The following is a 12,248-nucleotide window of genomic DNA, read 5'->3' as shown; positions in this document are numbered from 1 at the left end:
ACAAGTGCGTCATTGCCTCCCCAGATGTCGACGATCGACCATACAGAAAATTGATCCCCCGCGACGGCGGAATAAAACGGCAATGCATTGGCTTTGTGTGTTGCAAACATGGCGCCGATGATACCAAATGAACACTATAGATTGTAGTTCTTTAGTGTTCGAAATGAGTACATCAAGTCCTTTATCGAGGGGGCTTGCATGCACTCATCGGCGCGAATCGGCGCAGCGTTGCGGATGCTTCGCCAAGCGAAAGGAGTATCTCAAGAGGACTTCGGCGTTGTCTCCAGCCGCACCTATGTCAGCACCGTCGAGCGCGGCCTCAAGTCTCCTACTCTCGGAAAGATCGAGCAGTTGGCAGAGGTACTAGGCGTCCACCCTCTCACGCTCATAGCCACTGCATACTTGGACGAATACAACGACAATGGGGTGGAGTCGGCCCTGTCCGACCTGAGAAGTGAATTACTGACTATCCTTGAAGAAGCGCAATAGAACTCGCGGCAGTGACCGAGGTTCGACCGTGCAGCGTCGACGATCGAGAACTCCGATTGAGCTGCGATCACACTCTTCTTCCTGCATCGAAGCTTCGTCCTGGATCATCCAGCGGTTGATCAAGTTCACCGATGCTCAGCCCGCGTCTGGAGCAATGGAATGCGATGCGTTGCCAACGCCGAAGCCACTCCTGTTCCAATGCTTCGTATCGCCTCACCTCCGCTCGTAGCGAAGCAAGAGTTTCGTCAAAGTACGCGCGCTCGTCGTCTTGCGAACGTGACCGGGAACGACGACCAGGCATTGACAGGGACTGTTTGGCTTCCTGTGAGGCCGGTCGGAAAAAATGGAAGCCAACGTTTCGTAAAATCGAGAAACGGAGGCATGGATGAATCGAATTCCAAGAGCGGTCTATACGAAGGAGCTTCGCGACGAAGCGGTCAAGTTGGCGTTGGCCGAAGGTGTGGGGGTATCGGAAGCTTCCCGGCGCTTGTCGATCCCAATCAAGACGCTGGCAAACTGGGTGCGCGCGGCGAAGGCCGGTAAGCTGAAAGATGTCGGCCGGCACCAGAGGCCACTGACGGAAATGGAGGCCGAGCTGGCGCAGGTCAAGCGCGAACTGGCCGAGGTCAAAATGGAGCGCGATCTGCTAAAAAAGTTCGCGACGTACTTCGCGAAGGAGTCGCGGTGAAGTACGGCGTGATCGAACAAATGCGACAGGACTATCCCGTGCCGCCGATGTGCCGCGTGCTGGGTGTATCGGTGAGCGGCTACTATGCGTGGCGCAAGCGCGGGCCGTCCGAAAGAACGCAGCAGGAGCCTCGCCTGGAAGCGGAGGTACTTGCGGCACATCAGCGAACTCGGGAAAGCTTCGGGCCCGAGCGCCTGAAGCAACATCTCGATGAACGTGGCGTGCGAATCGGCGTGCACCGGATCAGGCGACTGCGTAGAAAACTGGGACTGCGCTGCAAGCAGAAACGCCGGTTCAAGGCCACGACGAATTCGAAGCACGACCTGCCTGTCGCGCCGAATCTGTTGAACCAGGATTTCTCAGTGACCGCGCCCAATCAGGCCTGGTGCGGTGACATCACCTATATCGCGACCGACGAGGGCTGGCTGTATCTTGCCGGCCTGAAGGACCTGTACAGCGGCGAAATCGTCGGCTATGCGATGAGCGAACGTATGACGAAAAATCTGGTCATGCAGGCACTGTTTCGCGCTGTCGCAACCCGACGACCGCCGGCGGGCCTGATTCATCATAGCGACCGTGGGTCGCAATATTGTGCGCTGGCTTATCAAGCACTCATCGGCCAGTTTGACATGCGCGCGTCGATGAGCCGCCGTGGCAACTGCTACGACAACGCGCCCATCGAATCCTTCTGGGGAACGCTGAAGAATGAACTGGTCTATCATCAACGCTTCGCCACGCGCGAGCAGGCGCGCCTGGCGATCAGCGAATACATCGAAATCTTCTACAACCGGCAGCGCACGCAGGCGCGTCTGAACTACCAATCGCCTGTCGCGTTCACGCAGCGCTTCTATTTGAATCAGATCGCTGCTTAACCCGTTGGCCTCCACGAATTCCGTCCGACCTCACTGATATGCACTTGCAATCTTCGGGTGACGACTCAGTGCTTGCCGCGTAAATCCTGAAAACGCTTCAATCCTCTCCCATGTCAGTTTGACGCCGAGCTCCTTGTCTCGCCACCGCTCAAGCTCAGCGATGATGCTCGTCAACTTTGCAGCACTGATTTTCGAGTTAGCTCGAATCGCCTTCGGCATGGCAGCCCCCTTGATCGATATAGCGTACAAGATCTACTTCCCCGAAGTTGAGCGGTGCCAATTGCGTCATCAGCTGGTCGTACCGGATACGCAGGTGCCTCATCCAGTCCGGCTCAACCAACGCCTGTCCGTCGATCTGCTTCTGAACACTTTGCAGGCTGATATAGACAACGGCCGCCTGTCTCTTGAGTTCGTCTGACCGTGACGCATCGCGCTTCAACCAGATGTACTCGTCGCAGTTCACCGTGCACTGCAGATGTCGCGGGCACGGCGCCATCTGGAAGTCGTGAATGCACATTCCCGGTCCGACATCGTGGACGGCATGGATGCGTGCAGTCAGGAATGTCTGTGCGAGCTCGGCTGGCAGAACCTTCGCAAGTTCCGTCACCGCACCGCTGATTTGACCGTCCATGATGTCCGCCACTACTTGCGCGGCCTTTTGGGCGTGCGTCAGGTGCTGATAGGCCTTTGTGTCGCCGGCATGCTTGCGCCCGAACCATTTGGTCTGCACGAGATCCGGTGCACCACCCTCGTCCAGTAGATGGTTTAGAAAGTGACGAAATCCATGCGAGCGAACGTTTATTTGGCCGCCACTACTGTCGGCGATCGCGTAACGCTCGAAAACGGAACCAACGACTCCACGTCCAGTCAGGAAATCCCGCACGTTCTGGTCAGTGATCGGACGCGCCGCGTAGGTCAGCGTCGTTCGAGTGCCACGGTGCATCTGATTTGTGTAAACAACGCAGAGCGCTTCATGGAGCGCAAGGCCGCGACCGGGTGTGCCGGGTATGGTGGGCGATGCCCAGTGGTCGCCCCGAATTCCCTGAAGCAGCGCCTCGCGACTGATCCGAATATTCTTCGCGACGACGGTGTAAGTGATGCGCCGAGCTTTCAGGAACTGCGCGACCGCTTTGCTGCGCAGTCCGAGTATTGCGGGTAACGAAGTGCCAACAATTTCCGCCTGTAACGGTAAGGCTGCGAGTAGCTCGCCCGACTCATGGAACGAGCGGGATATTTGGCGAGCTCCCTGCGTCGCCTCCCATAGCTCGATCAGTGCTGCTTCGACGACCTCCTCGGTCTCCGTCAACAGCGGTTTGATAAGCCACTCGACGGCCACATCGTCGGCACGTCCCTTCAAGCGCGCATAGCGCAGATTTTTGCTGCCGTCTTCAGCACGGGAGATGGGTTTCTCTGGCAAGGTCAGCATTTCGCCAATGCGCAGCCCGGTGCAGACCATTACCGTTGCAATCAGAATCATGATGCGATCGGCACTGACGGGATCATGTGGCGATGCGTCACGTGGGATCTGCTGATAGAGGTAGCCGATCGCGCGGATGGCCTCCTCATCTGGTAGCTGACTATGTTGCCCGACCTGCTGTGCCAAGTCGTCAATCCGACCAGGCGTCATTGATTTCGGACGGGATTTGCGTCGGCAGCGCCAGTCGAGTCGTATCCTGCACAAACCGTTACGATCTAGCGCATCGGCGAACTCCTCCATGTGACCAACGACCTTGTATGCCGTTGACTCCCTCTCGCGCTCGAACAGCCTTGCAGCCGCAGCATCCAGATGATTCGCCGTCAACTGGCCGATGTCATAGTCTCTATCTGCCAATGCATCGAACACGTAGCGCGAAGCCCGGATAAACACCATGTGACTGCTTGCCGACTGCCCCCGTTGACGATGCCGCTGGCATATAAGCGACTTCACGACATCCCCAAACGCCCCCCTAAATGGCGCCCCGGGCATCCGTGGCACGTGGCTATGCTGCGTGAACAGCAGACGCTGGGCTGGTCGGTCCGCTTTGTAGCCACGGGTGCGGTGCAGGTAAGCCAACGATACATCCCAGACAGTACCGTCCCATTCCACGCCCGGGAACGGGACTAAGACCTTTGCTTTGTCTACTAGCGTCTCACGGTTGACGATCCAGTTATCCGACAGCTTGCCAACCGCACTGGCAAGCGCCGCCATCGATTTACGCTTTCTTGCGACGCCCGCAGACATATTCGTCGACCTCTCGGATCACTTGCGCAACCGCGTAGATGACATCATCCAACTGGATTGACAAACGCGCGCCGTATTTCGTTTGACGGTACTTGCGGCCCGCGAGCAGTTCGCTTAGCACCGCCTGATGGTCGGCTTCCACGTAGGGTTGGAACTTTGGACAGAGGTAGCACGAGAACGGTGGATCAAGGGCACAAAGCTGATCCTGTCCGCAGGCTCCGATTTCAACCGGCAGTACCGCCGATATATCACCAACGAACTGGATGCGCTTCGTAGGATCAGGGCCACTCACGGCACACTCGGATGACGGTACCAGTGTTCCACGAAACAGCCTCATCAGCGGCCCCATCTTCAGCGCGGCCGCCTGATCGAGAATCTTGGTCAGGCGCCGCCCCTTCAGGGCGTAATAAACCTGAACGTGCTGCGTGTCGGAGTGATCAAGCATGGCGGCAAGCACTCTCTTTGACACACCCAATTCCACCATTGTCGTCGCGAACGTATAGCGCAACCGACGGGAAGTAACATGAAGAGCCTGCCCCGTACGTGGGGAAAAAAGATTCATCCGTACGGCAAACCGTTTTATCAACAGGCGGAATTCATCGACTTTAATGTGGTAGCCGTATTCACCGACGCCGGTGTCCTGACACCAACGATCAAAATTCTCGCGCATGAAGATAGGCCGGGGGTGATCGCCACAGTCAACCAATTTGTTCGCATCAAGAAGCGTCCGCAAGAAGCCCGCCAGTTCGTCGCTCACGCGTTCCTCGATAAAGGCCTGCCTGGCACCAACACCCGGCTTCTTAATTCTGGGAATTGAGAGCGTCCATTGCTCCAGCACGTCAAACCCTGCAAGCACATTCCTAAAGTCTGTCTCCCGCAGCAGGCAGAAGTTAGATGGATTGCGACCGTATGCAAGACTGAGCGCGACTGCCGCGCGCTGCATTACGTGCTGACGCGCCGTCGATACATCCTCCAGCAGCGCGCGACGAAGAATCGTCACTTCGGTATCCCAGAGCGGACCGCACTCCTCGTCCTCGAGTTCAACCGCAAGACGCGACGGTCGCGCAGGAATTTGAACTTCATCGAGTTCGAGAGCGAATTCCTCGTCGAAACCGAGGCAGTCCAACATTTCCGATGACCAAAGATACCAATGGCGCAGGACGTAAAAGTCGACCATTGCTTTCCGTACTCGCAGGCCCTGAATTGCCCTTTCCATCTGGGCGCGCAGAGCCGTTCGCATACGCACTGGATCAGTAATCTCGGCCAGCCCTGGCCACATATGTTGACCCCGTTCTGAGAGGGGATCGCGAAGCGCATCGACAATGGTGCGGATACCGTTCGCCACGGTTCGGCCAGCTTGTTGAGCAAGCAGCAGCACGGCCCATCGCCGCAGCGCATAGCTCACAATCGCATTGCAGTCGGCAAAGCTGGACCAGTCGACGGCTATGTGCTCAGTCGCCACATTAAACTTCCATACCGTGCCATGGAGGTCCATTCGCCGTCCATCCCGGTCAACAACGAAATCCGGCAACGCTGGAAGGCCGTACCGCCGCAGGTGTTCCGCCATAGCTTGGTTCACGTCGCTGTTCGTCATGCGTCGCTCCGGAAGATTGACCTGCCAAGGGACGCAGCCTGGTAGCTCAGGCTGATCTCACACGATTCGCGCCGGATGGCCGCATCGATATACGGCATCACTGAGTCGGCCGAGCGCCAGCCAAAGAAGTACATCATGTCCTTGTCGATTCGCTCCTCGTCCAATCCATTGCGCAAGCCAGCCTCGCGGAAGTTGGTCGCACATGTGCTGCGCAGGCAATGCGGGTGCAGACCTTCGAATTCAGGATGAACAATTGCGATCTGATCAAGGAGACCATTCACGCGCGCAAGGCTCATCGGTTGTCCGCCTCGACTTAGAAATAGGAACGGGCTCCTGCCGGCTCCTGGGATATTTCGGCGCGTCGTGCAGATGTAGTCGTTAAGGTACCTGGCTAGCGATGTGTTGCACGGTAGAAGTCTCGACTCGGTCTTGACTTGCGGCTCGTTGATCCGGGGATCACTTGGATCGTCGGGCGATCTCTGCACACGGATTTCGGGAATAGCGCGAGACAAGTGGCAGTCCGAAACCCGAAGCTTGAGCAACTCCCCCCGACGCACACCGAGCATTGCCATCATCAGCACGATCAGGAAGTTGCGCTGCCGATACGGCTTTTTCCATGGATTCTCGCGAGAGTCAGGATGGCAGATCCGCAATAGTCGTTGCTGTTGATCTGTCGACAGCGGCGTCGCATGAGTCGAAGACTCGACGCGCACGCGCCCCGCTGTTGAGAAGCTACGCTCAATGAACGTCAACCTCTCTCGCATTTCGCGAATTTCTGGGCTACCCACTGGCATCGCGAATATCGCGCACTCGAGATGCCACCTGACACACTGCGAAACGACGTTCAGACGAAACGCTACGGTGCTCGGCGAAACGATGAGCTTGCGAACTTTTCGGGTTGTCTGGAAGTTGCGCCGCAACCAGGGGTAAAGCTGACTGACGATCTCGTCCTGACTCAGACCTTCGCCAGAAACTAGACGCGTCTCCAGCGGAAACGCCTCTGCCAACGCCCAAGCCCACATATAACCGAGAGCGCGCAACGTCTTGATGAGACTGTTGACAGACAGCCTGGGACGCAGGTGCTTGATGAGATACGCGTTAATCCATGGCACCGGTTGCCTTTCCGCATCAAGCAGGATTGGAAGACGCTCCCCTCCTGGATGCAGAACCGTAACCACGTGAAATCGCACTTGCATGCGTCTCTCCTTGATGCTGCCGACTCAAGGTACGCAATGTTTACGACTTTTTCATGGCAACGCCTGGGGAAGCCCGCGCCTCAGGATTGCTAACACCGAAAGTTGACGATATGCGTTATCAGCGAAAAATCGTCTGCCGCCGCGGTACCCCTCCGGCAAATGTTGCGGGTCAAGGAACGCTCTGAATCCCAGATATATAAAGAAAAAACCCCACCAAAAGGCGGGGTTGATCTTTACATTTCTCGGATACGGGAAATCAGAACGGAATATCGTCGTCCATCTCGTCGAACCCGCCGCCGGCCGGCGCGCTCGGACGGCTCTGGCCGCCACCTGCACCGCCCGCACCGCCGCGCGATGCGCCGCCGGTACGGCTGCCGCGTTCCGCCTGCTCGCCGCCGCGGCTGCCGCCGCCACCGCCGTAGCCGCCGCCGTAACCGCCTTCGTCACCACCACCGCCGCCGCCGCCCGAACCACCGCGGCCGCCGAGCATCTGCATCTGGTCGGCGACGATTTCGGTCGAGTAACGGTCCTGGCCGTCCTGGCCTTGCCACTTGCGGGTGCGGATGCGGCCTTCGATATACACCGACGAACCCTTCTTCAGGTATTCGCTGACGATTTCCGCGAGGCGGCCGAAGAACGCGACGCGATGCCACTCGGTCATTTCCTTGAACTCGCCGCTCGCCTTGTCCTTGTAGCGGTCGGTCGTCGCGAGACGGATGTTCGCAACCGCGTCGCCGCTCGGCAGGTAACGGACTTCAGGATCGGCGCCGAGATTGCCGACGAGGATGACCTTGTTGACGGATGCCATGTGTTTCTCCAATAGATTCGATGCCGGGCCGCTCGCGGATCACGTCGAGCCGGCCCGCCGGGCTGCCCGGCAAGCCCCGCCGATGCGAGCCCGGATAAGGGGTCAGGCCTTGCGCGGCGGCGCCTTCATGCTGGCCGCGATTATAAGCCACGCGGCCACGAGGCCCGAGCACGCGTAGAACACCGTGTTCGCGCCGCCATGCTTGAGCAGCCACCCGCCCACGACGCCGCCGAGCGCGAGCCCGATCGATTGCGTCGTGTTGTACACGCCCGTGGCCGCGCCCTTGCGCGAGCCCGGCGCGAGCTTCGAGACCAGCGACGGCTGCGACGCTTCCAGGATGTTGAATCCCAAGAAATAGACGAACAGCACCGCGGCCACAATCAGGATGGTATGCGGCGTGCTGCCCAGCAGCAATTGGCCGATCAGGATAGCGAGGATGCCGCCGAGCAGCACGGGTTTCATCTTGCCCTGCTTTTCCGCGACGATGATCGCCGGCACCATCATCACGAACGCGAGTGCCATCACCGGCAGGTAGACCTTCCAGTGCGACGCGACCGGCAGCCCGCCGTCGACGAGCAGGCGCGGCACGACGAGAAACAGCGCGGTCTGCGTCGCATGCAGCACGAGCACGCCGAAATTGAGGCGCAGCAGCTCGGCGTTGTGCAGCACTTCGGAGAACGGCGCGGGCACGTGCACGGGCTTCGCCGCATTCGGCACGACCCACAGCACGACGCCGATCGCGAGGATCGACAGCACGCCGACGAGCGCGAACAGCCCGTTCATCCCGACCCAGTGGAACACGATCGGCGCGCCGACGATCGCGACCGCGAACGACACGCCGATCGAGCCGCCGACCATCGCCATCGCCTTCGTGCGGTTCTGCTCGGACGTCAGGTCCGCGATGAACGCGAGCACCGCGGACGACACCGCGCCCATCCCCTGGATCACGCGGCCGACGATGATCCACGTGATGTCGTGCGCGAACGCGGCGACGAAGCTGCCGATCGCGAAGATCAAAAGGCCGGTCGCGATCACCGGCTTGCGGCCGAACTTGTCGGACGCCCAGCCGTAGAAGATGTAGAGCAGCGACTGCGTGACGCCGTAGGCCCCGAGCGCGATGCCGACGAGCAGCACGTTGTCGCCGCCCGGGATGGTTTTCGCGTAGACCGAGAACACCGGCATGATCATGAACAGGCCGAGCATGCGCAGCGCGAAGATCGCGGCGAGCGACGTGGTCGCGCGCAATTCGGGCGCGGTCATGCGGGAAGACGTGGCGGACGGATTGGACATCGGGAGTGAATTTCGAATGATCGGAATGTCCGCCCGGCAGCGGGCGGCGGAAGATCACGGCCGTTGGCCCGGGCGGCCGGCCGGGCGCGGGCGACGGCCTTGCTGACAGCTGCTGCAAAGGTCGGGAGCCCCGAACGACGGTCTCGAAAAGCCGTTATAGTAGCAGGTTTGGTCCCCCCTCCTTTTCGCCAGGTTCATGGAACAGATTCGTATCCGTGGGGCGCGCACCCACAACCTGAAAAACGTCAATCTCGACCTGCCGCGCCACAAGCTGATCGTGATTACCGGGCTGTCCGGGTCGGGCAAGTCGTCGCTCGCGTTCGATACCCTTTATGCGGAAGGGCAGCGCCGCTACGTCGAAAGCCTGTCCGCGTACGCGCGCCAGTTCCTGCAGCTGATGGAGAAACCGGACGTCGACCTGATCGAGGGCCTGTCGCCCGCGATCTCGATCGAGCAGAAGGCGACGTCGCACAACCCGCGTTCGACCGTCGGCACGGTCACCGAAATCCACGACTACCTGCGGCTTTTGTACGCACGGGTCGGCACGCCGTACTGCCCGGACCACGAGATCCCGCTGGAAGCGCAGAGCGTGTCGCAGATGGTCGACGCGGCGCTCGCGCTGCCCGAGGACACCAAGCTGATGATCCTCGCGCCCGTCGTCGCGAACCGCAAGGGCGAGCACGCCGAGCTGTTCGAGGACATGCAGGCGCAGGGCTTCGTGCGCTTTCGCGTGCGCTCGGGCGGCGGCACCGCGAACGAAGGCGTCGCGAAGATCTACGAGGTCGACGCGCTGCCGAAGCTCAAGAAGAACGACAAGCACACGATCGACGTGGTCGTCGACCGCCTGAAGGTGCGCCCGGACATGAAGCAGCGCCTCGCCGAGTCGTTCGAGACGGCGCTGCGCCTCGCGGACGGCCGCGCGATCGCGCTCGAGATGGATACCGACAAGGAGCACCTGTTCAGCTCGAAGTTCGCGTGCCCGATCTGCTCGTACTCGCTGCAGGAGCTCGAGCCGCGCCTGTTCTCGTTCAACAACCCGATGGGCGCGTGCCCGGAATGCGACGGCCTCGGCCAGATCACGTTCTTCGATCCGAAGCGGGTCGTCGCGCACCCGTCGCTGTCGCTCGCCGCGGGCGCGGTGAAGGGCTGGGACCGGCGCAACCAGTTCTACTTCCAGATGCTGCAGAGCCTCGCGGCGTTCTACGAATTCGACATCGACGCCGCGTTCGAGGATCTCCCCGAGAAGATCAGGAAGGTGCTGTTGTATGGCTCCGGCAAGCAGACGATCCCGTTCTCGTACATCAACGAGCGCGGCCGCACGACGATCCGCGAGCACGTGTTCGAGGGGATCATCCCGAACCTGGAGCGCCGCTACCGCGAGACCGATTCGGTCGCGGTGCGCGAGGAGCTGTCGAAGTACCAGAACAACCAGCCGTGCCCGTCGTGCGACGGCACCCGCCTGCGCCGCGAGGCGCGCCACGTGCGGGTCGGCGCGGGCGACTACGCGCGCGCGATCTACGAAGTCAGCGGCTGGCCGCTGCGCGACGCGCTCGGCTACTTCGACGGCCTGACGCTCGAAGGCGCGAAGGGCGAAATCGCCGAAAAGGTGATCAAGGAAATCGTCGCGCGGCTGACCTTCCTGAACAACGTCGGCCTCGACTACCTGTCGCTCGAGCGCAGCGCGGAAACGCTGTCGGGCGGCGAGGCGCAGCGCATCCGGCTCGCGTCGCAGATCGGCTCGGGCCTCACCGGCGTGATGTACGTGCTCGACGAGCCGTCGATCGGCCTGCACCAGCGCGACAACGACCGGCTGATCGCGACGCTCAAGCACCTGCGCGACCTCGGCAACTCGGTGATCGTCGTCGAGCACGACGAGGACATGATCCGCACCGCCGACTACGTGGTCGACATGGGCCCCGGCGCGGGCGAGCACGGCGGCGTGGTGGTCGCCGAAGGCACGCCGAAGCAGGTGCAGGCGAACGCGGCATCGCTGACCGGCCAGTACCTCGTCGGCAAGCGCACGATCGAGTATCCGGACGAGCGGATCGCGCCCGAGCCGGAGCGGATGCTGCGCATCGTCGACGCGCACGGCAACAACCTGAAGCACGTCGACCTCGAGCTGCCGGTCGGCCTGCTGACCTGCATCACCGGCGTGTCGGGCTCCGGCAAGTCGACGCTGATCAACGACACGCTGTATCACGCGGTCGCGCGCCACCTGTACGGCTCGTCGGCCGAGCCGGCGCCGCACGAGGCGATCGAGGGCCTCGAGCATTTCGACAAGGTGATCAACGTCGACCAGTCGCCGATCGGCCGCACGCCGCGCTCGAACCCGGCCACGTATACGGGCCTGTTCACGCCGATCCGCGAGCTGTTCTCCGGCGTGCCGACCTCGAAGGAGCGCGGCTACGATCCGGGCCGCTTCTCGTTCAACGTGAAAGGCGGCCGCTGCGAGTCGTGCCAGGGCGACGGCGTGCTGAAGGTCGAGATGCACTTCCTGCCGGACGTCTACGTGCCGTGCGACGTCTGCCACGGCAAGCGCTACAACCGCGAGACGCTCGAAGTCCTGTACAAGGGCAAGAACATCAGCGAAGTGCTCGACATGACGGTCGAGCACGCGTACGAGTTCTTCAACGCGGTGCCCGTCGTCGCGCGCAAGCTGAAGACGCTGCTCGACGTCGGCCTCGGCTACATCCGCCTCGGCCAGTCGGCGACGACGCTGTCGGGCGGCGAGGCGCAGCGCGTGAAGCTGTCGCTCGAGCTCTCCAAGCGCGACACGGGCCGCACGCTGTACATCCTCGACGAGCCGACCACCGGCCTGCACTTCCACGACATCGCGCTGCTGCTCGAAGTGATCCACCGGCTGCGCGACCAGGGCAACACGGTCGTGATCATCGAGCACAACCTCGACGTGATCAAGACGGCCGACTGGGTGATCGACCTCGGCCCGGAAGGCGGCGCGGGCGGCGGCCAGATCATCGCGCAGGGCACGCCCGAGCAGGTCGCGAAGACGAAGGCGAGCTTCACCGGCAAGTACCTCGCGCCGCTGCTCAGGCGCACCACCCGCAAAGTCGCGGCGGGCTGATCCCGCCG

General features: G+C 61.1%; 8 protein-coding genes. 3 read left to right on the top strand and 5 right to left on the bottom strand.

The window, feature by feature from the left end; genetic code table 11:
- Nucleotides 1-198: 198 nt before the first annotated feature.
- Nucleotides 199-489 (top strand): helix-turn-helix domain-containing protein, encoded by a 291-nt coding sequence (locus WJ35_RS13230; protein WP_069239277.1) that lies wholly within the window; start codon nucleotides 199-201, stop codon nucleotides 487-489.
- A 385-nt stretch (nucleotides 490-874) separates the two neighbouring features.
- Nucleotides 875-2,049 (top strand): IS3-like element ISBvi4 family transposase gene (locus WJ35_RS13220; RefSeq protein ID WP_155121863.1). Its coding sequence is split into 2 segments (ribosomal slippage): nucleotides 875-1,136 and nucleotides 1,136-2,049, totalling 1,176 coding nucleotides; the frame shifts between segments, so codons are not numbered across the junction.
- Between the two features lie 196 nt (nucleotides 2,050-2,245).
- Here WJ35_RS13220 and WJ35_RS13215 read toward each other — a convergent pair.
- The 5 genes from WJ35_RS13215 to WJ35_RS13195 all read right to left on the bottom strand — a co-directional run bounded on the left by WJ35_RS13215 (nucleotide 2,246) and on the right by WJ35_RS13195 (nucleotide 9,158).
- Nucleotides 2,246-4,237, bottom strand: coding sequence for an integrase (locus WJ35_RS13215; RefSeq protein WP_224056243.1), 1,992 nt, complete (start codon nucleotides 4,235-4,237; stop codon nucleotides 2,246-2,248).
- 4 nt (nucleotides 4,238-4,241) lie between these two features.
- Nucleotides 4,242-5,864, bottom strand: coding sequence for a site-specific integrase (locus WJ35_RS13210; RefSeq protein WP_080484308.1), 1,623 nt, complete (start codon nucleotides 5,862-5,864; stop codon nucleotides 4,242-4,244).
- On the bottom strand, nucleotides 5,861-7,060 hold the full coding sequence (locus WJ35_RS13205) for a tyrosine-type recombinase/integrase (protein WP_069239275.1): 1,200 nt from the start codon (nucleotides 7,058-7,060) through the stop codon (nucleotides 5,861-5,863). The genes WJ35_RS13210 and WJ35_RS13205 overlap by 4 nt, the downstream gene beginning before the upstream one ends.
- 256 nt (nucleotides 7,061-7,316) lie before the next feature.
- Nucleotides 7,317-7,868, bottom strand: a complete 552-nt coding sequence (locus WJ35_RS13200) for a single-stranded DNA-binding protein (RefSeq protein WP_069239274.1) — start codon at nucleotides 7,866-7,868, stop codon at nucleotides 7,317-7,319.
- A gap of 102 nt (nucleotides 7,869-7,970) precedes the next feature.
- A complete protein-coding gene (locus WJ35_RS13195; RefSeq protein ID WP_033354983.1) occupies nucleotides 7,971-9,158 on the bottom strand; it encodes an MFS transporter in 1,188 nt (395 codons plus the stop codon).
- Nucleotides 9,159-9,354: 196 nt separating this feature from the next.
- Here WJ35_RS13195 and uvrA point away from each other — a divergent pair, with 196 nt between their 5' ends.
- On the top strand, nucleotides 9,355-12,240 hold the full coding sequence (gene uvrA / locus WJ35_RS13190; RefSeq protein WP_060236015.1) for an excinuclease ABC subunit UvrA: 2,886 nt from the start codon (nucleotides 9,355-9,357) through the stop codon (nucleotides 12,238-12,240).
- Nucleotides 12,241-12,248 lie beyond the last annotated feature (8 nt).

The organism is Burkholderia ubonensis (genome assembly GCF_001718695.1).
Taxonomy (GTDB): domain Bacteria; phylum Pseudomonadota; class Gammaproteobacteria; order Burkholderiales; family Burkholderiaceae; genus Burkholderia; species Burkholderia ubonensis_B.
The sequence above is the reverse complement of the archived record's forward strand: the minus strand, read 5'-3'. Positions and strand labels throughout refer to the sequence as shown.